Annotated in this window: 23 protein-coding genes; 3 read left to right on the top strand and 20 right to left on the bottom strand. The window is 42.1% G+C overall.

Features of this window, described 5'->3' with window-relative positions:
* Positions 1-17: 17 nt before the first annotated feature.
* From CSV69_RS10025 to CSV69_RS09965, 13 genes are all read right to left on the bottom strand, one after another.
* Complete coding sequence (locus tag CSV69_RS10025) at positions 18-302, bottom strand: BMC domain-containing protein (RefSeq protein ID WP_085132129.1); 285 nt, start codon at positions 300-302, stop codon at positions 18-20.
* Between the two features lie 23 nt (positions 303-325).
* Complete coding sequence (locus tag CSV69_RS10020; RefSeq protein WP_233192362.1) at positions 326-1,795, bottom strand: aldehyde dehydrogenase family protein; 1,470 nt, start codon at positions 1,793-1,795, stop codon at positions 326-328.
* Between the two features lie 73 nt (positions 1,796-1,868).
* The gene (gene eutL / locus CSV69_RS10015) at positions 1,869-2,513 is read right to left on the bottom strand and encodes an ethanolamine utilization microcompartment protein EutL (protein WP_099693316.1); all 645 of its coding nucleotides are present in this window, start codon (positions 2,511-2,513) and stop codon (positions 1,869-1,871) included.
* Between the two features lie 16 nt (positions 2,514-2,529).
* On the bottom strand, positions 2,530-3,531 hold the full coding sequence (eutC, locus tag CSV69_RS10010; protein WP_369823951.1) for an ethanolamine ammonia-lyase subunit EutC: 1,002 nt from the start codon (positions 3,529-3,531) through the stop codon (positions 2,530-2,532).
* Between the two features lie 7 nt (positions 3,532-3,538).
* The gene (locus tag CSV69_RS10005; protein WP_085427585.1) at positions 3,539-4,903 is read right to left on the bottom strand and encodes an ethanolamine ammonia-lyase subunit EutB; all 1,365 of its coding nucleotides are present in this window, start codon (positions 4,901-4,903) and stop codon (positions 3,539-3,541) included.
* A 14-nt stretch (positions 4,904-4,917) separates the two neighbouring features.
* Positions 4,918-6,363 carry an ethanolamine ammonia-lyase reactivating factor EutA gene (locus CSV69_RS10000; protein ID WP_085427586.1) on the bottom strand — a complete coding sequence of 482 codons (1,446 nt, stop codon included), beginning with the start codon at positions 6,361-6,363 and terminating at the stop codon, positions 4,918-4,920.
* Positions 6,364-6,599: 236 nt separating this feature from the next.
* On the bottom strand, positions 6,600-7,097 hold the full coding sequence (locus CSV69_RS09995) for a EutP/PduV family microcompartment system protein (RefSeq protein WP_085427587.1): 498 nt from the start codon (positions 7,095-7,097) through the stop codon (positions 6,600-6,602).
* A 12-nt stretch (positions 7,098-7,109) separates the two neighbouring features.
* Entirely contained in the window at positions 7,110-7,451 is a 342-nt protein-coding gene (gene eutS / locus CSV69_RS09990) for an ethanolamine utilization microcompartment protein EutS (RefSeq protein ID WP_085427588.1), read from the bottom strand.
* A gap of 22 nt (positions 7,452-7,473) precedes the next feature.
* Positions 7,474-8,742 (bottom strand): ethanolamine utilization protein EutH, encoded by a 1,269-nt coding sequence (gene eutH, locus CSV69_RS09985; protein ID WP_085427589.1) that lies wholly within the window; start codon positions 8,740-8,742, stop codon positions 7,474-7,476.
* A 159-nt stretch (positions 8,743-8,901) separates the two neighbouring features.
* A complete protein-coding gene (locus CSV69_RS09980; RefSeq protein WP_085427590.1) occupies positions 8,902-9,471 on the bottom strand; it encodes an ANTAR domain-containing response regulator in 570 nt (189 codons plus the stop codon).
* A complete protein-coding gene (locus CSV69_RS09975; RefSeq protein WP_099693314.1) occupies positions 9,464-10,894 on the bottom strand; it encodes a sensor histidine kinase in 1,431 nt (476 codons plus the stop codon). The genes CSV69_RS09980 and CSV69_RS09975 overlap by 8 nt, the downstream gene beginning before the upstream one ends.
* Positions 10,895-10,994: 100 nt before the next feature.
* The gene (locus tag CSV69_RS09970; RefSeq protein ID WP_198166138.1) at positions 10,995-11,945 is read right to left on the bottom strand and encodes an alpha/beta hydrolase; all 951 of its coding nucleotides are present in this window, start codon (positions 11,943-11,945) and stop codon (positions 10,995-10,997) included.
* A 142-nt stretch (positions 11,946-12,087) separates the two neighbouring features.
* Entirely contained in the window at positions 12,088-12,222 is a 135-nt protein-coding gene (locus CSV69_RS09965) for a YfhE family protein (protein ID WP_085132148.1), read from the bottom strand.
* A 129-nt stretch (positions 12,223-12,351) separates the two neighbouring features.
* On the opposite strand from CSV69_RS09965, the gene CSV69_RS09960 reads away from it, so the two are divergent.
* Together CSV69_RS09960 and CSV69_RS09955 are read left to right on the top strand one after the other, a co-directional pair.
* Positions 12,352-12,741 carry an OsmC family protein gene (locus tag CSV69_RS09960; protein ID WP_085427592.1) on the top strand — a complete coding sequence of 130 codons (390 nt, stop codon included), beginning with the start codon at positions 12,352-12,354 and terminating at the stop codon, positions 12,739-12,741.
* Between the two features lie 118 nt (positions 12,742-12,859).
* Positions 12,860-14,215 carry an S-layer homology domain-containing protein gene (locus CSV69_RS09955; protein WP_158232646.1) on the top strand — a complete coding sequence of 452 codons (1,356 nt, stop codon included), beginning with the start codon at positions 12,860-12,862 and terminating at the stop codon, positions 14,213-14,215.
* An 80-nt stretch (positions 14,216-14,295) separates the two neighbouring features.
* On the opposite strand, the gene CSV69_RS09950 is transcribed toward CSV69_RS09955, so the two are convergent.
* Genes CSV69_RS09950 through CSV69_RS09935 form a run of 4 tightly spaced genes read right to left on the bottom strand, consistent with a single transcriptional unit; the run spans position 14,296 to position 16,723 of the window.
* Positions 14,296-14,679, bottom strand: coding sequence for a hypothetical protein (locus CSV69_RS09950; protein ID WP_099693313.1), 384 nt, complete (start codon positions 14,677-14,679; stop codon positions 14,296-14,298).
* Between the two features lie 52 nt (positions 14,680-14,731).
* Positions 14,732-15,055 carry a hypothetical protein gene (locus CSV69_RS09945; protein ID WP_099624892.1) on the bottom strand — a complete coding sequence of 108 codons (324 nt, stop codon included), beginning with the start codon at positions 15,053-15,055 and terminating at the stop codon, positions 14,732-14,734.
* A 42-nt stretch (positions 15,056-15,097) separates the two neighbouring features.
* Positions 15,098-16,255 carry a substrate-binding domain-containing protein gene (locus CSV69_RS09940; protein ID WP_099693312.1) on the bottom strand — a complete coding sequence of 386 codons (1,158 nt, stop codon included), beginning with the start codon at positions 16,253-16,255 and terminating at the stop codon, positions 15,098-15,100.
* A gap of 15 nt (positions 16,256-16,270) precedes the next feature.
* The gene (locus CSV69_RS09935; RefSeq protein ID WP_085427597.1) at positions 16,271-16,723 is read right to left on the bottom strand and encodes a helix-turn-helix transcriptional regulator; all 453 of its coding nucleotides are present in this window, start codon (positions 16,721-16,723) and stop codon (positions 16,271-16,273) included.
* A gap of 173 nt (positions 16,724-16,896) precedes the next feature.
* Between CSV69_RS09935 and CSV69_RS09930 the strand changes: the two genes are divergently transcribed.
* Positions 16,897-18,219 carry a sodium-dependent transporter gene (locus CSV69_RS09930; RefSeq protein ID WP_099693311.1) on the top strand — a complete coding sequence of 441 codons (1,323 nt, stop codon included), beginning with the start codon at positions 16,897-16,899 and terminating at the stop codon, positions 18,217-18,219.
* A 289-nt stretch (positions 18,220-18,508) separates the two neighbouring features.
* On the opposite strand, the gene CSV69_RS09925 is transcribed toward CSV69_RS09930, so the two are convergent.
* The 3 genes from CSV69_RS09925 to CSV69_RS09915 form a co-directional block, all read right to left on the bottom strand.
* Positions 18,509-18,988, bottom strand: coding sequence for a GAF domain-containing protein (locus CSV69_RS09925; protein WP_085427599.1), 480 nt, complete (start codon positions 18,986-18,988; stop codon positions 18,509-18,511).
* Between the two features lie 93 nt (positions 18,989-19,081).
* Positions 19,082-19,324: a PepSY domain-containing protein gene (locus CSV69_RS09920; RefSeq protein WP_232319502.1), complete on the bottom strand. Its 243-nt coding sequence runs from the start codon at positions 19,322-19,324 to the stop codon at positions 19,082-19,084.
* A gap of 125 nt (positions 19,325-19,449) precedes the next feature.
* On the bottom strand, positions 19,450-20,742 hold the full coding sequence (locus tag CSV69_RS09915; RefSeq protein WP_099693310.1) for an MFS transporter: 1,293 nt from the start codon (positions 20,740-20,742) through the stop codon (positions 19,450-19,452).
* Positions 20,743-20,825: the final 83 nt, after the last annotated feature.

The raw sequence follows: 20,825 nt of genomic DNA, 5'->3' as shown, positions 1-20,825 counted from the left end.
TACTGTGTCAGCAGTGATTATTCGCTTTTTGGTAACATCATTTCTAATTCATTATGTGGTCTTGGAATTACGTGAACAGAAAGCAATTCGCCTACGCGTTGTGCAGAAGCCGCGCCTGCGTCTGTTGCCGCTTTTACTGCGCCTACATCGCCACGTACCATGACAGTTACAATTCCGCCGCCAACATGTACTTTACCAACTAAGTTTACACTCGCTGCTTTCACCATTGCGTCTGCTGCCTCGATTGCACCGATTAACCCTTTAGTTTCTACCATTCCTAATGCTGTACCTTCTCTGTTCATAATTGTTTCCTCCTAATAATGTTTTATTTTGTAAGTTGTTTAACGATTTCACTGACTAAACTTTGCACTAATGCCGGATCGACCTTGCTGTTTGTTGCTGCTGTAACGTTGTTCATTACACTAGATACAAGCTGATCATTTGAGCTTTCAACAGGCTCTGAATGCTTCGGCAATTGAACTTCTTTTGTACCGTATGCCATTCGCTTAATGTTTAGCAAGTGCTTAGCTGTAACATTGTCCGATGTGATATTGCCACCGAAAGTTCCGCATCCTAACGTGAGCGACGGCATCAAGCCTGTCGTTCCACCCACCGCACCAATGGAAGCCATCGTGTTGACTAAGATACGTGATACAGGCATTTCCATGGCGAATTCACGTGCAACTGCATCAATTTCCGTGTGAATCGCCAAGCTGTGCCCACGTCCTCCAAGATTCAGCAAGTCGAGGCATACTTCTTTCGAATGCTTCACACCATCGACAATATACATCGCAAAGATCGGTGATAATTTCTCCAATGAAAACGGAATGTTTTTTCCAACCTTTGTTTCCATCCCGATAATCAAGCGAGTGCCTTCCGGTAAAGAAATACCAGCCATTTTGGCAATGAACTGCGGACTCTTGCCGACCACTTTAGGATTCACTTTGCCGGGTACCGGCGAGATGACACCTTCCATGATCTTCTTCTCTTCATCGGATAAAATGTATGCGCCATTTTTCTTCAATTCACGTGTAACTAAGTCTACAACATGCTTATCAACGACAATTGCTTGCTCCGTTGCACAAATCGTACCGTAATCGAATGATTTACTGTCGACAATATCTTTTACCGCTTTCTCTATCTTCGCAGAACGTTCGATATAAACGGGGACATTACCAGGACCTACACCATAAGCCGGTTTTCCAGAGCTGTATGCCGCTTTAACTAGTGCACTACCACCTGTTGCGATGATTAGATTGACGTCTTTATGGGACATCAGTTGCTGTGTTGCCTCCATTGAAGCCAACGTCAAACACTGGATCAAACCTTCTGGAGCACCTGCCGCAACAGCTGCTGCATCACATACTTTTAACGCTTCATGTGTACACTCCACTGCATAAGGATGTGGACTCACAACAATGGAATTTCGTGTCTTCAATGAAATCAATGTTTTGAAGAACGCTGTTGACGTTGGATTAGTCGTTGGAATGATTGCTGCTACAACACCAAACGGGGCAGCGATTTCCACTACTTTATTCAAATGATCTTCTTTGATAACACCCACTGTTTTCAAATCTTTGATGCTTTCATAGACATCACGTGAACCCACTTCATTCTTGATCTTCTTATGGGCTGCTACTCCCATACCTGTTTCATCTACCGCTAATTGCGCTAGACGGCCGGATTGTTCAAAAGCGGCATCCGCTACAGCTTTAACTATTTTGTCAACTTGTTGTTGTGTATAGCCCATGAATTTCTCTTGTGCTTCTTTTGCAGTTTGAACAGCCAAGCGCATTTGCTGCAAAGCCAATAAATCCTTATCCACTAGTTGAACCAAATCAAAACACTCCTTTCTACATGCTTCTCTATCAATAACTTAACGGATGATCCGCCATGTTCTGTACGGCTTCACGGAACGCGTCAGCTGCTGCTTCACAAGAAGATTGACTACCCGTGAGCAGACCGCCACCAAAGTTTGTTTCGGAGGGAGGTGCATAGAGTTCACATAATGTGACATCTGCAGCTTTTAAGGCCGCATCCAAACCGATAATTGCTTCAATAGGTGGTGCAATCAAGTATGCGATTGATTGGCCAACTGGTATGTTAGCCATGTCAGCCAAGTAACTGCCACAGCTAGAAATGGTATGCGCATATAACGCATGATCCGGATTTCCATTGATTGCTTCGAAATACGCTTCATGCTCTACAGTGATACGAATCGAATCAAGACCACTTTTCACTTCTTCCGGTGACGGTCCAGCAATGATTCCGATAAACTCACCAGACAGCGGTCCGGAAGAATGTGCAGCACCTGCGTAAAAACTTTTCGCGTAGACCACTTCCACGTCGCTATGCTTCGTAGCTGCGTCGATTGCTGTATAACCAATGTCATCAATTGTCGTCGTCACCAACCCAAGACTGCGTTGATAGGGCTTCAGATCAAACTTCTCAGCCAGCTCAGGACTAACGTTTGGAATGACTTGCATCGACAAGATGTCCGCGTGGATTTTCATTCGTCCTCCCCCTTCCTCAACCTTCTTTTTGAACAAGCGATACACCACTCGCTTCGTATTTTAAGATTTTCTGAATGATCGTACCGAGGAATGCACCCGCTTCAACAGGTGGAATTCCCCCTTTATGGATATTGGAAATGACCATACGATCTGCTTCAATCGTACCGTGCCTTGGTTTGTAGCACATGTAAGCACTTAGTGATTCCGCAGATACTAGACCAGGACGTTCACCGATCAGCATGACTACTACATCCGGTTGCAATAACTCACCGATATCATCCATCACAGCAACTCGGCCTTTATCAACGTAAAATGTTGTTCCCATTTCGATATTCAAGTTGTTTAACGATTGTTCCAGTGACAAGTAGACATCTTCCAGATTTTCTTCAATCGCTTTCGCACTTAGACCATTTGACGCGACAATCTGTACGACAGGCGACTTTTTACAGCGTTCTTGAATAACAGACTTCGCTTCATCTGAAAGTTTTCTACCAAGATCCGGACGTCGAATATATTCTTCTTTATCCACCACTTTGGATTGCACTTGGAATAACCCTAGCTGCTCAAGCAAGTCATCCGGCACTTCACCGTAGACCGCATCGACTGCCGCCGCGTGATCCAGTCGAAACTGTAGCCATGTCTTCGTTTTCGGACGTGAACCTGCGCGTCCAACTCCTACTCTAGCCGGGGTTTTCTTGCGATACTCTGCCCATTTATCTTCTACAGGCTCTGCTTCAGGTTCTACCTTCGGTTTCGGATTACCGTATGCCGTCGTTGGTTTTGGTTTTACCGTAGCGATATTCCGCTTTGACTCTTCCGTTGTACTATGGAATGTCACCAATCCACTAGGTGACTTTTTCACAGTTTCTGCGTTCAAATGTCCAATAGGCTGTTGTGAAAACAACTCTACCTTTTGCTCGTCGGAATTCCGTTGTACCCTTTGATTGCCGCTTGCAGCTTCTAGCTTCTCTACGACCATTTTTGTGATTTGCTGAATCAGTTCTTCATTCAAGTTTATCCACCTCCTATCGATTGAAGAGTGTGAGATCTCCGGCACGTTTACTTAGCATGCCATTTTCATAAATCCCCATCTTTTCAAGCCATTTTAAATATTCAGGTGCTGGCGTTTTGCCCATCGTCTGAAGAACCGTTGCCACGTCATGGTAGCTCATGGACTGGTAATTCAGCATAACGTCATCACCCATCGGTGCTGCGATGATGAAATTCACACCTGCTGCCGATAATAAGATACTTAAATCTTCAATATCATTTTGATCCGCTTTAATATGGTTCGTATAGCAAATATCAACACCCATCGGCAGTCCGTGTAGCTTGCCCATGAAGTGATCTTCAAGTCCTGCACGAATAACTTGTTTACTGTTGTACAAGTACTCCGGCCCAATAAATCCAACCACCGTGTTGACGATATATGGATCGTAATGTCGTGCAAAACCGTAGTTACGCGCTTCCATTGTCACTTGATCTACACCGTAATGTGCTTCGGCGGATAATTCCGAACCTTGTCCTGTTTCAAAGTACAACGTTTGTGGACCAGTGCCTGTACCCATTTTCAATGACAAGTCTTTCGCTTCTGCTATTAGCTCTGCTGAAATACCGAATGAACGATGAGCTTTTTCAGTTCCTGCGATACTTTGGAAAATCATGTCGGCAGGAGCACCTTGTTCAATCGCTTTCATTTGCGTTGTAACGTGTGCAAGTACACAGTTTTGCGTAGGGATTTCCCACTCATCTATGAAATCCTTCGTTGCATTCAGTACACGCTTTACGCTTTCTACAGAATCATCTACAGGATTGATCCCAATCACCGCATCACCAATACCGTAAGACAAGCCTTCTTTCAATGATGTAAGAATTCCATCGATATTGTCAGTCGGGTGGTTCGGCTGCAAACGTGAAGACAATGTACCTTTTTGGCCAATTGTAATATTGCATGTAGATAGAATTTCGATTTTATTTGCTGCGTGCACTAAGTCCAAGTTGGACATCAATTTCGTAACCGCGGCGATGACTTCAGAAGTCAATCCTCTACTGAGACGCTTTAATTCGCGGTCGCCTACTTCATTACTTAAAATATATTCACGTAGTTCTGCGATACTCCAATTCTGGATTCCACCGTAAACCTTCTCGTTAATATCGTTTTCGATAATAAGTGACACTTCATCGCTTTCAATCGGAATGAGTGGATTATTGCGGATATCGCTAACTAGCAACTCACTGACAACTGTTTTCGCAGCGATTCGTTCCTGGACGGTTTCTGCCGCAATTCCTGCAAGGCGATCACCGGATTTCTCTTCATTCGCTTTCGCTAGCACTTCTTTTAAGTCGTGGAACACATATCGTTCGCCGCCTAATGTAGTGGATAAATTCACGCACGAGACCTCCTTTACGTTGTGTGGAAAGTTAAGGTTTTTACGACAACCGGTACTACACCTGAAGTGAGTGCTTTTCCGATATCGATGTAATCGCCTGTTTCCACATTGATTTGATCTATACAAATAATGCTTTGTTTCACTTGTAATGCCGCGAGTGTCTGGCCAATCACCTTGGCGTGATCTGATTGGATCACCAATATAATGGGCTGTTCAGGACGTGGCCGCTGATTCATGATTTGGACAACTGCTTTTGCAAGCTTCTGCACATCCCGAAACCCAAGATAGGGCAGATTGCATAAGTAGAGCGCGAAGTTTTGCCCTTCTTTGGCTGAGTCATATAAAGTAACCGCCTGCCTCACTGCGTCTTCAAAATGGGCTAAACCTGTTGCTAAATCTTCTTTAAAATCATATTGATGAATCGGAATATTTTTTAATGGTAATTCATGCGGTGCAACTTGAATGGTGGCTCCACTAATTTCAGTCGTCTGGGTTCCTGCACCTAATACGGTTGCACGTACAGTTTCTATCGGCTCCTGCCAAGTGAAATGCTGTAGTGAAGTGTTACGCAACAAGGCTTCCGCAAGCTGAACACCTATATCATCGTATTGTGCTTCTTGTACTTCACCGGATTCATGATGATACATGCATTCCGAAATTCCACCTGAAAAGACGATTGTATCGACTGCCGGCGACCAATTCGGTTCATGACCGAGTAGTAGTACTTGATCTTGTGCGTGAACTTCTTTTTTTAAGATTCGCCCCATTGCTTCCGCCATATACGTCGTTACAAATGTTACGGCTGAAGAATTTTGCGGATCCCCTACTTGCAATGTGTAACCTTGCTCTCGCAGTAATCGTTCGACTGGTGGTGAGATGGTACGTACTTTGCCGCCTTCAAATTCGATTAATCTACCTCCAATGTGCATCGTACATGTGCCAAGGAGCTGCTTATCCTTGAATACTGCAATATTGGCTGTTCCTCCACCAATGTCTATATTGGCGATGACCTGCCCGCTTTTTCCGGACGATTCATAGCTGCCTGAACCTTTAGCCGCAATGATGCCTTCTAGATCAGGTCCTGCAGTTGCTACGAGGAAATCGCCCGCTTCGTTAGACAACTGATGTAACATTTCACTGGCATTCCGCTTGGTAGCGGTTTCACCGGTGATAATAACAGCACCCGTTTCAATCTGCGAAGGCTGAATTCCTGCTTTGTCGTATTCAGAGCGGATAATTTGTTGGACGCCCGCTACATCGATCGTCACTGCGTCTTGCAATGGCGTCCGGAATACAGGGCTTTTATAGAGTATTTCTTTGTTTGTGATTTCTATTCTTGGCACATGCGTTGCGCCTGCCACGTTACGTAGCGAAAATCGACTGATAATCAGTTTCGTCGTGCTTGTGCCAATATCAATGCCTGCACTAATGATAGTTTCGTGCTTATTGAAATTGCTCACTCCCACACCCCTTCCTGATTATAGATTTCAACGCCTGTCGGTGCTCGACGGCGTCCTGCACTTTTGATTGCAACTAGTTTCCGACGCCAGCCCCTTGGGTCGTTTCGATCTTTTGATATAAAAAAGGCGCCTTTACAAACCCATGGATTTTCCACGGGATGTAAAGGCACCTTTGCCGTTTTTATTCACTTGTATACAATTTACTATATCAAATTCCTTACTGACTGTAAAGAAGATTACCCGAGATAGATCAAGTGTGGATCGGCTGATGATTCTACGTATTGTTGCATTGCAGTGAGGTTGTTTAGCTTTGTTAATTCTTTCAAATGTTCGACCCCCATGCCTGTTACGGATGAAACCATGACGATGGGCCCTTGGTTCATAACGGTTTTTAGCATGTCGAGCGAACGCTCTAGGTCAGCTTCAGGTAGATCACACTTGGTAATGACACCAATCGGAAGTTTCGGGATACCCATGCTGAAACCTGGCGGGAATATAAGTTTCTCACTTGTTGCATCCTGCAAGTACAGTACATGTGTCACTTCAAGTGCAGTGGCCATGATGTTTTTATAGAACATCGGATTTTCCGAATACTCTCCCGGCGTATCAACAATCCAATCATAATAATTGAGCGTCTGCGTTTTGAAAGCTTCTACTTTTCGGCCCAATAAAGCATTTGTCAATGTAGACTTCCCCGCTCGTACCGCACCGACTAGCATCGCCTTGTTTCGCATCATCCTCACTCCTTATGATTTTGTAATTTCCGCTGGCGTATAGTTCAACTTTTCGGATAAAAACCGGTTGATCTCAAGCATTGCCATCTCCACTTCCGAGACACTGCCCACAATAACCAGACTGCCTGTAAATCGATCGAGGAATCCAATGCGGACATTAGCCGCTTTCGTTGCCAAGTCTCCTGCGATAATGACCGTTTCACTCGGTGTACATGTAAGGATACCTAAAGCACCCGCTTCCTGTATACCTAACTTCTGAAACATATCGGGATCGGGATTAGCGATCAAATGACTGAGTGTAAGCTGTTTTCCCGGAACGAATTCCTGTATAAACCTTTTCTTTTCTTCGCTCATTATACACACTCCCTATATAGTTTTATGCTTTAGCAGCAGGAGCTTCTGGTTCAACGTTTTCATTTTCGTACTCGCCCTTTTTAATAATTCCAGCTTCACGGTCTTGCTTCTCCAGCTTTAATGCCGTTGGAACAGAAAGCTTGTACGCAATAATAATTGCGATGATACCCGCACTCAATTTACCTAGTATAACCGGTAAAATAATATTTGGCTGGAAGTTCGCTGTGAACGATAAGTGATCACCCAACAAGAACGCCGCACAAACTGCGAATGCGATATTAACGACTTTGTCTTTTGGTCTCATGTAACGAACCAATGAGAACATCGCCAAGATATTCGCAACAGTCGCAAGTAAACCCGCACTTCCTTCAGGTGAAAGTCCAATTTTTTTCCCAGCAGATTCTAAAGGTTTGCCCATATACTTTCTAATCAAATAAATCATCGGGAACGCACCCGCTAGCATAATACCAATGTATCCCGCTGTTTCAAGTGCACGGAATTGGTCTATTTCATCCGCCATAATTGGATCGAAGCCCCACGCGCCAAATATCTTAGTGAAAATACCTGTAAATACTTCAACGATAGAGAACACTAACACTAATTTAATGGCAGCGTCCATCACGCGTCCAAAAATCATAAAACCGTTAATCATAATGCGAGGAACGAACTTCAGTCCGACCGCAATCAATACTACAAAAATTAATAATGGCAATAAATTGATGAAAATCTGTAAATAACTAATTGCAAATTCATAATTAGATGTAGCTGTCGTGCTAATCACATCACGCACGTCCGTGTTGAATATTACTACTAAAACAGAAGCAATAAATGCGCCAATCGGAATTGTCAAAACACCCGACATAATACCAAGCGCCATGTATTTATGATCTCGCTTATCAAGCATCGCAAGGCCCATCGGAATAGAGAAAACAATCGTTGCTCCTGACATGAAACCGACGATTAACGCCATAATCCATCCTTCATTTGTTACTTTTAGTGCTTCCGCTAACTGATAACCACCCATATCCGAAGCCAGTATAGTAGTTGCGGCAATTGCAGGATCTGCTCCGATTGAGTTGAAGATCGGTCCGATAAATTTACTGATGAACCATGTTAAGTAGGGTATAGATGCCATGATTCCTGCTGCTGGAACGAAGATATGTCCTACTGCGTGTAATCCAGACATAAATTCTTTACCTAATCCCTCTTCAGGATTCTTTATTGATGCAAATGCCCCTGCCACTGCACAGGCCATAATAATATATACAATTACTGTACCGATCATTTCCATTTAGGTTTCCTCCTATTACTATTTAATTGTAATATTGTTTCTTACGCGCCAGCCAACAAGACACCACCCTTTGATTTAATTCATGTCCAATCCGCGAAAATTTAAAACAAAAAGACGCTTAAAGAATGTATCTCTTTAAGCGTCTTTGCTTAGATCTATTTACTTGTGCGAATCTATAATTTCCAAGGCAAGTGACTCCATTGTCATTTGCCGTGACATACTCGTATCACGCATTTTTTTAAATGCTTGTTGCTCCGTTAATTGTTCCATATTCATCAGAATGCCTTTTGCCTTCTCCACGACTTTTCGCTTTTCCACTTCTTGCTTAGCCTGTTGAACGTCTTTTTTCAGACGTTTGGCTTTACTTGATTGGTGAAGAGCTACTTCAATAGCGGGTATTAAATTAGATTCCGATATAGGTTTGACCAAATAGCCAACTATATTATCTTGTTGCGCTTTTTCTACGAATTCCTTTTGGCTGTACGCGGTTATAATGAGGATGGGTATATCTAGCTGTTCCCCAATGATGCGACTTGCTTTCAGGCCATTCATCTTTGGCATTTTGATATCCATCAAAATCAAATCGGGTTTATGCAAGAAGGCCATCTCAATCGCTCTGTCTCCGTCCCCCGCTTCTCCAACTACTTCATAGCCGTGGTCTTGCAAGGTCATTTTTAGGTCCATGCGAATGATCGATTCATCTTCGGCTATCAAGATTCGTTTACTCATCAAAAATTTCCACCTCCGCACCCACTGGAAAGTTGACTACTGCATGAGTCCCGATTTCCCTGGGCACATATAGAAACTCACCATTCAAGTCATTGGTCACCAAATTGTGGATGATTTCCGTACCAAGTGATGTTTGCGGATTCTTCATTCCAACGCCGTTGTCGGACACGTGAAGTTCTACAAAGTCTTGATCTACGGTAAATTCCACATCAATAATTCCCTCTTCTTTGCCTTGAAATGCATGTTTTAAAGAGTTTTGAATAAGCTCATTTATGATAAGCGCAATTGAAACCGCTTTCTTAGAGGTTGTTACTATTTTATTGCCATTCGGCTCAATAATCAAGTCTACTTTCAAATTATATTCATTTAGCACCATGGTTGAGCATATTTTTCTCGTCAAATTTATGATATTTACATCATCATCGTCCGCATGTTCCTTTGTAAGAATAATTTCATAAACCGATGAAATACTATATATACGATTAAGGGTTTCTTCAAAAGTGGAGCGACTTTCCGCAGGCATTCCACTACGCATTTGTAGTCTTATAAGGCTTGCGACTGTTTGCAAATTGTTTTTCACGCGATGATGTATTTCCTTGATTACGACCGATTTCATCATTAACTCTTTTTCTTTTGTGCGAAGTTCGGTAATATCTTGAACAATTAATAACGTCTCTTGAGATTTATTTTTTTCACGCATTCTTATCTTTTTCACTATCAAGTTTTTGCTCTCAATGGTTAGTTCAAAGACGAACACATCATCTTCTTGTGTATAAACTGTTTGTAAAAAAGGTAATAATTCCAATAAATCACGATTTAGCACATCATCTTGGTTACTTATTTCCGTAATTAGTTTTAAGCCTGAAGGATTTGCATAGACTAACCGATTACTTTCGTCTGTCAAAATAAGCATTTCCATCAGTAAATCTGAAACAACGCCGAGTCCTGAATTTGTCATCTGGTCCTCCGCTGTTTCTGTTATGACCGAAAATCTCTTTGCATTATCTGTTGAAGTGGATGACGCTACCTGCTTCTCTGAGATAAGTACGCCAATCACTTGATGATTTGTATTCTTAATGGGCACTACGGTCTGATCCACTACGATACCTTCTTGTGTCATAGCTTGTCTTATGATGGATTTCTTTCCATTGCGATAGGAATAAAACACACCCGGTTCAAAAGATTCAAAAACAATCTTTCCAACAACCGAATTATTATATAGCGGTGTACTACCGACTGGAAAAGCTTCCGCTACAACAATCGCCTGATTACTTGGTTTTAATTTGCAATCGATAAACATATAGGAGTCTGACAAATCGGCATACGTCTGCAGGCTAAACGCCATTTCCTCCAAAATTTTCACGTCTTGATCTGTCAGTTCAGTATGCTGTTTACAAAGTTTTTCTACTGTTGATTTTACCAATGCACCACGACCTTTAATGAGAAGAATACCGCTTCCCCTATTGTGTAAAATTAGTATAAGACGGTTAATGAGAGAGGTCAATCTGTAGGTTCAATGTTACTCAATACTTTTCAAGAAAGGTTTTTATTTTCATTTTATATACTTCCTGATCCATCACAAACGCTTCACCGTGATTTGCGTCATCCACTAAAAATAATGCCGCATCACTCTTTGTCTCTTCATAAAGTTCTTTTGTCATTTCTGTTGGCACGAATGTATCTGCCTTGCCATGAATGTACAGGATTGGTACAGTCGCGCGTTTAACTGCACTCAACGCGTCTGCTTCTTTTAGTGAATACCCCGCTCTAGCATTCGTCAACAAACTCATATTATCGAGTAATGGAAATGCAGGTAAATGAAACATTCTGTCCAGTTGATAGGCAAATAATTGATAAACGGATTGATACGGACTATCTGCAATAATTGCTTTCACTTGTTCGGGAAGTTGCTCACCACTCGCCATTAAAACTGTAGCCGCACCCATCGATAACCCATGATAGATCACTTCTGTATCCGCCCCCAGCTTTTCGCTGAGCAACTTTGTCCAATCAATCAAATCTAAACGATCTGGCCAACCGAAACCGTAATAGTCACCACCGCTTTTTCCATGTCCCCTAGCATTTGGCATGAAAATATTATAGCCAAGTTCCTCATAATAAAATTGACCATACAACCCCATCTGTTTTGCGTTCCCTAAATAACCGTGTGTTAAAATCACCAATTTGTTAGTCGGTTTTTTTGCCGGCAAGAAATAACCCATCAAGTCCAGATCATCTTTTGATGTCATATGAATTTCTTCAAATTCCTGTTGATCTACCCAGTCAAGCCAATCTCCATTTAAAAAAACTTCCATGGTCTCAGCGGATACTTTCAAATCCGCATTGCCTGTCAAAAAATCCTTCGGTCCACGCTTGATAGCCAAGTCATAGAAGAAAAGACTTCCTGCTATCTGAAATACAATAAAGATAGCCACTAGTAAAAAGACAACCTTTTTCCATCTTATTTTTCTCATCTCTATGTCCTCGTTCTCTTTGTCTAAGCATTTTCTCTTATTATACAGTGAAATCTATAATTACGTTATAGCAATTTCATGAGAAAAGCCCCAGTAGTTGGACAACAACTACTGGGGCACCTCTAGTTCACTATTTTTTCTTTTACTTCTTTTTGTTATCTTGCTCGGTAGCCTTATCTGCTCGTTTATACTCTTTGGCGTACAATACTTCCTGTGCGGATGAAAGGCCATTATTCTTATCTGTTAGTGTTTTATGGGGCTGTTTGTTCTCACTCAAGTCTCAACACTCCTTTCCGTCTTACTTTCAGTCTGCCACGATTAGACGAAATTAAACACAGCATTCAGTTATCGTTCTTTGGTTTTCTCACTAAAACCACGTATACTAACTGCATAAGGAGCTGATCACATGAAATTCCATATGACAGAGCACGGTTTTGACACCGAAACCGAATTTGGTACTTTACACATTTCATCCAATGAAGAAAAAGGGTTTCGCCCATACCAGCTGATGGTCGCGTCGATTGCCGCTTGCGGTGGTGGCGTTATGCGAAAGATTCTTGATAAAATGCGTCTGCCTGCAGATGATATCGCCGTGGAAGTGAAAGAAGTCGTACGTTCACAAGATGATGCAAGTCGTCTATTGAAGATTCATCTTCATTTCACAATCACCGGATCAACTATTACCGAAGAAAAAATGCCACGGATCATGGAGCTTACAGAGAAGAATTGCTCCATGTTACAATCTGTAAATGGTTGTATTGAAGTAGTGAAAACATACAAGATTGCCACTAAGTAAGTGCCAATGAAACGACAAGAGAGTTCTCTCTTTTGTCGGTTTTGATGGTTAAAGGACCTTATTTTCCCATTAATAATCCTGTATAATGAATAGAGTATTTAAAAGGAGGTCTACCTATATGAAGAATAAATTAGTTGGGTTGCTAGCAGTTTTATTAGTTTTTGCAGCAACACCATTTCATGCGCAGGCTGCCACACAGTTCTCTGACGTAGATAAGCATTGGGCGAAAACAGAAATTATGTATCTAGCTGACCGTAATATTATAGGCGGTTTTCCAGATGGCACGTTTAAGCCAAATGATCCTATTACACGCGCTCAGGCATCTTCCATGCTCATTAAAGCATTGAAAATTCCTCTGGTGAAAAATCCTACTGTCCAGTTTAAGGACGTCTCGAAAAAGTCCGCATATTATCAGATCCTTGCAACGGTGAGTGAAAAAGGAATTATGAAGGGTGACAATGGTTTCATGCGTCCTGGTGAAGATACTTCACGCGCGCACATGGCCGCGATTATACGCCGTTCGTTTAAAATACCCACAGACAACCAAGCAACATTTGTTGACGTATCGCCAACGCATTGGTCATTCCCTGATATTAATGGAATTGCAAAAAAAGGAATTACGGGCGGTTCTGAAGGTAAATACATGCCTGCAGACTCGGTCACAAGATCCCAATTTGCTGCATTTTTAGTACGTGCTTTGGATGACTCGATGAAACTCAAAGACTACCATTCGTATGTTAGTGTTAAAGGAAAGACAGTTGAACAGAATGGCTTCTTATATACAATTGCCAAAGACAAGGAGTCTACGAAGCTATTTAAAGAAAACAAAAAGGCTGGAACACGTTCAGCCATTTTGGATAGTGCGACAATGCCGGATAACGGTATAAATCGCGAGCTCTTAATGTCCGGTTACCAGATGGTTCTATATAATGACGAAATCTTCATTCCCTATTGGAACCTAATCAATGCAAGTAGTAAAATGCCTGCTGGTTACAATGTAGTAAAATTAAACGTGAATGACTGGAGCTACACAATTGGTAGTATTCCACTTGACCAGAAGTTTCGTAACATGTTCATCTTGAATGACCGTATCTACTATACTCTTGAAAAGAACAAGGATCGTGTTTTTGATTCCAAGTTCGATCCTACTAAGCCAATGGATGATCCGTTGACATTGTATTCGGTCACTATGGACGGCAAAAACAAGAAAACGTTGTTGAACTTCGATGCTCGTGTGATATTCGATGAAGTAGAGGCTAATTCGAAAAGTAATCAAGTCAGCCAAAACAATAAATCAGTAGCATATGATTTATCTACAATGTATTATTTCAATAAAACAGGTGTTTATAAGTATAATTTGTTGGATAAGAAGACTAGTAAAGTTTCAAATGTACTAGCGAAAGACATGGAAGTTACGGCTACGCAGCTAGTTGTGACGGATCAGGCAGGCAAGAAACATCATTTGAAGAAATAAGTAAAAGCGGTACATCTCTATTTAGAGGTGTACCGCTTTAAGATTATAAAGATAGTAATCAGTAAAGTGGACATACCGAATTAAGCATGACGTTTTTTCTCTCGAATGAAAATGGGCTTAGCTATCATCCTTACTAGCACTTGGCCGATGAAAAACGGAATAGCCGTTAGAAGTATAACGATATCCCGACCAAATGGCTTGAACCATCCTCCGTCTTCGGTGATGAAGTTCATAGCTAACACGAGCGAAATTACAGCTGTAATGACATTGATTAACAATACGTAACGGATTTTCACTGTACTTGATAATATACCAATTATAATAATGAATACGATACAAGCCAATAGTAGATAAGTGGCTTCTTCGCGCTTTACATACTGACCATATTCATAAAAATGAAAGAAGAACGGTGCCGGTATCAAACTCGTAACAAACCATAGGATCTTTATGTGTCGCTTGTTCATAACATTATCTCCCTCTTAACCATACCAATAAATCCGCTTCATACCTTCACTATTAAAAGCCCGACATTCCTGCTGATATTACGAATGTAGTCCATAAAAACCCAAGTCCAATGGCTAAAATCGCAAGTGCTCTTAGTGAAATAAGTAAAGTAGTAAGTAATGTTTTTTCTTCAGGCCCTTTTATCTTTAATGTTTGAAGAATGAACGCAGTACCTGCGATTCCTACTGCAAAAGTAATTGCAACCCCTACCCAATACCAGGTTAACCCTCCACCCCAGTACGCCATTTTTTGAAATAAAATACTCATTAAAAATACACCCGAAGCGCATACAAACGCGAGCATCGTATACAATAGTTGTTTCTTTTCTCCCTGCATCACACGTATCCCCTTTCTATTCTATAGATAATCATACACGTTCTACGGTTTTTTTACCGGTACATATCCAACTTTCTCAACCAACTCTTGCCCTTGAGGTGACAGCATCCATTCTATAAATTTCTCTACATTCGGATTTTCCGTACCAGCCGTCACAACGTAAAATTCAGATGAAATTGGATACTCCTCATTGCGTATGGTCTCTTTGTTTGGTTCGACCCCATTGATTGCGAGCAATTTAATTTCATCATTCCCTACCATTTCTGTTGAGTAATAGCGGAACGTATAGCCAATGGCATTTTTATAGTTGCGATACTTCGATACTTCAGAAATTATCCCGCCCATTCCCTCAGGCACATTTTCTTCCGGAGCATCCATAATCGGAATATCCCCCATCAACCTTTCCAAAGTCGTTTGACTACCACTGTCTTCCGGTCGCTGGAATGCGCGAATCGGTTCGTTATTACCGCCCGCCTCTTTCCAATTCGTTATTTTACCTGCATAGATATCTTGAATCTGCTTTAACTCTAAACTAGTAACGGGATTCTTTTGATTAACGAAGAAAACAAATGCTTCCCGACCAACGGGTGTTAATTTCAACTCAAGTCCCTTTTGTTTAGCTGTTTTCAATTGTGCATCGGAAGGTCCAGCCGCGAGTATCATATCCACTTCTCCGCTAAACAAATTATCATAAGCAACTGGCGTAGTATTGACCATCACTTCGCTATCGTACGGATTATATTCCTTTTCCGGATAGACAGCATGAACGAATGCAGCATACAAGGGATATAATGCAGTTGCCCCATCGATACGCGGCAGATTGTCTTCCAACGTTAATGTAGCCGCTTCATCTAATGACACTAACTTTGATTCTCGACCCATAGAAAATGGCTCATAGTAAAATACATCTACTTCTGCATCCACAGTCGAGATACTTTCTTTATACAGATGCATGATGGGCCATACCGCAGCTCCCATCACGAATATACCTGCAATAATGCCGAACCACTTCTTCCGTTTTTTCGTATTGAAGTAATGGAATATCATCATGACAATCCAAATGTATAGAACAACCACACCAATCACGACTAACGGAATATAATGAATCAATCCCATAAACAGTAAATATAATAAACCTACGCCTGTGAAAAATAGAAAACCAATCAATAGTAGTACCGAAAATGCCATGGGTGCAATCATAACCATTCCCTCCTTTTATTTGCCACTCAACTCATCCAAACGATGCCACGCCTCATCCTCATCAAAGGAACTATACCAGCGATAATGTTCTTCATCCAAGATACGGAAATGTTGACTGATCAAGTTTTGCTGTAAACGGAAACGGCCTTTCGTTTCTAACTCGCGCCACCATACTTTCCCACCCATTGACTGGTCCATTCGGCGATCTATGCCATCATGGGCAATCGTTTCAAGCACTTCCAACGGGTCTCCGCCAACTACTGCCTGCAGTACATCACTTTCTCGAAACAATGCACAAACACCTATCACTGCAGTCCAACTGGCAGCTGCCCTACCCTTTTCAATTTGAATTAACGTCTTTTTTGAAAGTCCTAATACATCAGCCATCTTTTGTTGGGAGTATTCCCTCTCCAATCGGACTACTCGTAACTTTAACGAAATCAGTTCTATTAATTGTTGTTGATTCACGAGATCACCCCATAGTTACATTTAATATCTATTGGTGTAATATTACACCACACATACTAAAAACGCAAATGAATTTTCTAAACTATCTGTTAACCCGCTAACTATCGATTCTTTCGTAAAATTATGATAAGATTTATTGACTTTGTGATTTAGTATAAGAAACGAGGACTTCTATGAAACAGCGTGAACAATGGACATCCAAGATTGGTTTTATCTTAGCTGCTGCTGGCAGTGCTATCGGATTAGGTGCAATCTGGAAGTTTCCTTATATGGCCGGAACAAACGGTGGCAGCGTGTTTGTGCTGTTATTTATTATTTGTACATTATTGATCGGACTACCGATTTTATTGGCTGAGTTTGTCATTGGACGAAGAGGACAGGCAGATGCCGTGACTTCTTTGAAAAAACTTTCAACAGGACGGAGTTGGGGATGGGTTGGATGGATGGGACTTGCATCGTCTTTCATCATCTTATCGTTTTATAGTGTCGTGGGTGGATGGATTCTATCCTATTTAGCACGAGCGTTTACATTTAAACTAGGCGGAATAGATTATGGTGATTTATTCAATACTACGATTGCCAACCCGTGGGAAGTATTACTAGCGCAAGCTTTGTTTATGGCATTGACGATCTTCATCGTTCAAAGCGGAATTCGTGGTGGAATTGAGCGAGCAAGTCGCTGGATTATGCCGCTACTATTCTTGTCTTTCATTGTATTGGCGATTCGTTCGTTAACACTGGATGGCGCAATGGAAGGTGTTCGGTTCTTATTCGTGCCAGATTGGAGTTATCTCAACGGAAAAACATTCCTTGTTGCGTTAGGACAAGCATTCTTTTCCCTCAGTGTCGGTGTAACGGCTATGATGACGTATGCTTCCTACCTTTCAAAAGAGGAAAAGCTTGGACAGTCTGCATTTAATGTCTCAATGCTAAATATCGCGATTTCTATACTAGCAGGACTTGTGATTTTCCCAGCCGTATTCGCGTTAGGACACTCACCTGAGGCAGGCCCTGGTTTGATCTTCGTCATCCTACCGGCTATTTTCAATGAAATTCCGTTCGGTGGCGTATTCTTGATTATCTTCTTTTTCCTCATGCTGTTTGCGACATTGACTTCCGCCATTGCGATGCTCGAGATCGTAGTGTCTACAGGCATCAGTAAAAAGCATGACAGACGAAAACGTGCTTCCTGGGTATTCGGAGGACTGATCTTTTTAGTAGGAATCCCAAGCGCATTATCATTTGGTTTACTATCCGACGTGAGCATCTTCGGTAACTCCATTTTTGACTTCGCTGATTTGCTGACGAGCAGAATTGCGATGCCGCTTGGTGCGTTAGCTGTGTCTTTATTTGCTGGCTTTGTGCTGACGAAAGAGGATACGGCGGAAGAGTTAGGCATGAATCCCGCTCTTCACACGTTTTGGAAAGTGATCGTCCGCTACTTCGCCCCGATTGCGATTGTAGTCATATTCTTCACTTGGATTTTAGGCATGTAAAAAGCACGCTGGAGAAACTCTCCGGCGTGCTTTTAGTTTGTGTATACTTATGAAAAACAGTGGGCTATGAGCAGTTTTAAGGTGCCTATGAGCGGATATCCAGTGTCTATGAGCAGAGACGGTACTCAATAGAGCGGTCAACAGCTGTCATAGAGCACTTAAAGTTCCTGATAGAGCGCTCAGAGAGAATCAATGAGCCTGTGACGTCAGAAAAGTTCTAGTTTGGAACAAACGCATCCGCCCGGAATGCAGTGGAACGCTTCACTCACGCCAATCGTGTTTAGCAAGCTCAGATATGTTTCATAAGAGCTTCTACCACTAGCGTTAGTCCTGCTAAATCATCTTCAGAAAAACGATCCAGTTCAGGGCTGTCGATATCGAGCACACCGATTACTTCTCCATCTTTAATCATAGGCACGACAACTTCGGAACGAGATGCCGCGTCGCATGCAATATGGCCCGGGAATGCGTTGACGTCGGCTACAACAAGGCCTTCTTTCGTCTTCGCAACCGTTCCGCAAACTCCGCGGCCCAGTGGAATGCGGATACATGCAGGCAAGCCTTGGAATGGCCCTAGCACTAGTTCATCGCCATCCATCAAATAAAAACCTACCCAGTTAATCCGATCAAAGAACTGATTAAGTAACGCAGATGCATTGCTTAAATTTGCGTACATATTTGGCTCTCCAGACACTAATGCGTCTAATTGCGTGGAAAGCTGTTTATATTTCTCTTGCAGATTGTTGGAATAGTCAATAGGTGTGTACATATGATTCCCTGCTTTCTGTGTATAGATCTACCTTTTATCATACACAGAATTACGTTGTGGGAAAAGTAATCGAACTTTATTACATACTTCTTATCAATCTAGTTTCACCTTCAATACCTCTCCGGTTACGGCATCTATTTTAACTTCATACTTATGCCCTTCCATAGTGCGGATATCTACTTCATAGATTAATATACCATCATCAAACTCTAGCTCAGATTTCACCACTTGCCCCGGTACTCTTTGCAATGCAATTTCATTCGCCTGCTCCATGGAAATTCTACGGTATTGAGGATGTTGCCAGTGATTCATCCAATATTCATTTTGCTGATTCAATTGATGATCCCTCCCATTTCTTCTTCGCTATCAATCTATGCCAAAGAGTGGGAAAGTGTTTCTCTACTACGTATGTCGTTTACGATAGAAAAACGGATTATTTCCGAGGAAACAATCCGTTTTTGTCAGGCGGTTTGCGCTGAAGAGTTTCTTTGTTTGTAACGCATCCAAATAATAAGTGGGATGAGCAGTAACGAGATATATGTTCCTAGGAAGCTCAGCATGGAAAAGCCCGAGAACGCAACGATAATTCCCGAAACCAAGCCACCGACTGTACCCGCTAGTGCAACAAACACATCGATCGTTCCTTGGATCTTCGCACGCGTCAACACATCAGTTGAATCGATTACAATTGCTGTTCCACTAATTAACCCGAAGTTCCAACCAACTCCGAGTAATATGAGTGCCACAGACATCCAGAGTATCGATCCTCCTGCTACATAGGCTGAAAGAATACCCGCGGTTGCAAGTGTCACACCGGAAGCAATCACCATAGCCGGACGTCCAATCCGGTCTACTAATACGCCTGTGAAAATCGATGGTAAGTACATCCCTGCAATATGAAGTCCAATAACTATGCCAATACCCGATATTTCCGCGCCGTGATGCTGCATATGAAGCGGTGTCATAGTCATAATGGCAACCATGACGCCGTGAGACAGAACGAGAACAATGGCTCCTATCCAAATCCCCATTCTGTTCGCCGTATGCTGCTGAATAAATTGTCCTTCACTGGATTCTTCTTGATTCTTTTGATTGGCCAATTCAATTTCACGTGCTACTAGTAGCGGATCGGGATTTAAAAACAGTAGGAAGGTCAAACCGGACAATAAATACGCGACACCGGCTAGTAAGAATACACCTGTCAATGAAGGAATACCGATAAAATCCGCCACGTATCCCATAGGTAATACGAGATTCGGTCCTGCGACCGCTCCGATTGTGGTCGAAACCAATGCTACACTGACTGCTGTAGCACGTTGCTTTTTATTGGCAAGATCTGTTCCTGCATAGCGTGCCTGTAAGTTCGAAGAAGTCCCCGCCCCGTATATGAAAAGAAAAATAAATAAAATAGCCAAGCTTCCAGACATGGTGGCCAGAATAACACCAAATGCTCCAATTCCACCTGTAATAAAGCCAGCTCCCAAGCCAAATCTCCGGCCGTACCGCTGTGATAGTCTGCCCACTAGATAGGCTGAAAGAGCTGATCCGAATGTGGAAAGTGCAATCGGCATACCCGCCAGACTTTCGTTACCAGTCATCTCCTGTATGATTAAAGATCCCACTGTGATTCCTGCAGCGAGTCCTGCACCACTAAATATTTGGGATATGATCACGACAAGTAAAGATCGCTTGTAGAGTTGCTTCTGCGCTTCTTCAGAATTTACATAGTACGAATAGTCTTGTCGTCTTGACATAAAATTTCCCAGCTCCTTCTTTACGTCTATGCCATTTTGCTATGTATAAAGATAAATCTTTTTATGCTTTACTCATCTTATCA

The organism is Sporosarcina sp. P26b (assembly GCF_002743245.1).
Taxonomy (GTDB): domain Bacteria; phylum Bacillota; class Bacilli; order Bacillales_A; family Planococcaceae; genus Sporosarcina; species Sporosarcina ureae_C.
The sequence above is the reverse complement of the archived record's forward strand: the minus strand, read 5'-3'. Positions and strand labels throughout refer to the sequence as shown.

Bases quoted from the DNA above. Each gene is read 5' to 3' on its own strand.
- CSV69_RS09970 (WP_198166138.1), bottom strand. From the start codon at position 11,945: ATGAGAAAAATAAGATGGAAAAAGGTTGTCTTTTTACTAGTGGCTATC.
- CSV69_RS09950 (WP_099693313.1), bottom strand. From the start codon at position 14,679: ATGAACAAGCGACACATAAAGATCCTATGGTTTGTTACGAGTTTGATA.
- CSV69_RS09960 (WP_085427592.1), top strand. From the start codon at position 12,352: ATGAAATTCCATATGACAGAGCACGGTTTTGACACCGAAACCGAATTT.
- CSV69_RS09915 (WP_099693310.1), bottom strand. From the start codon at position 20,742: ATGTCAAGACGACAAGACTATTCGTACTATGTAAATTCTGAAGAAGCG.
- CSV69_RS09930 (WP_099693311.1), top strand. From the start codon at position 16,897: ATGAAACAGCGTGAACAATGGACATCCAAGATTGGTTTTATCTTAGCT.
- CSV69_RS09940 (WP_099693312.1), bottom strand. From the start codon at position 16,255: ATGATTGCACCCATGGCATTTTCGGTACTACTATTGATTGGTTTTCTA.
- eutL (WP_099693316.1), bottom strand. From the start codon at position 2,513: ATGAAAATCCACGCGGACATCTTGTCGATGCAAGTCATTCCAAACGTT.
- CSV69_RS10020 (WP_233192362.1), bottom strand. From the start codon at position 1,795: ATGCGCTTGGCTGTTCAAACTGCAAAAGAAGCACAAGAGAAATTCATG.
- CSV69_RS09955 (WP_158232646.1), top strand. From the start codon at position 12,860: ATGAAGAATAAATTAGTTGGGTTGCTAGCAGTTTTATTAGTTTTTGCA.
- eutS (WP_085427588.1), bottom strand. From the start codon at position 7,451: ATGAGCGAAGAAAAGAAAAGGTTTATACAGGAATTCGTTCCGGGAAAA.
- CSV69_RS09925 (WP_085427599.1), bottom strand. From the start codon at position 18,988: ATGTACACACCTATTGACTATTCCAACAATCTGCAAGAGAAATATAAA.
- CSV69_RS09980 (WP_085427590.1), bottom strand. From the start codon at position 9,471: ATGAGTAAACGAATCTTGATAGCCGAAGATGAATCGATCATTCGCATG.
- CSV69_RS09945 (WP_099624892.1), bottom strand. From the start codon at position 15,055: ATGCAGGGAGAAAAGAAACAACTATTGTATACGATGCTCGCGTTTGTA.
- CSV69_RS10025 (WP_085132129.1), bottom strand. From the start codon at position 302: ATGAACAGAGAAGGTACAGCATTAGGAATGGTAGAAACTAAAGGGTTA.
- CSV69_RS09995 (WP_085427587.1), bottom strand. From the start codon at position 7,097: ATGCGAAACAAGGCGATGCTAGTCGGTGCGGTACGAGCGGGGAAGTCT.
- eutH (WP_085427589.1), bottom strand. From the start codon at position 8,742: ATGGAAATGATCGGTACAGTAATTGTATATATTATTATGGCCTGTGCA.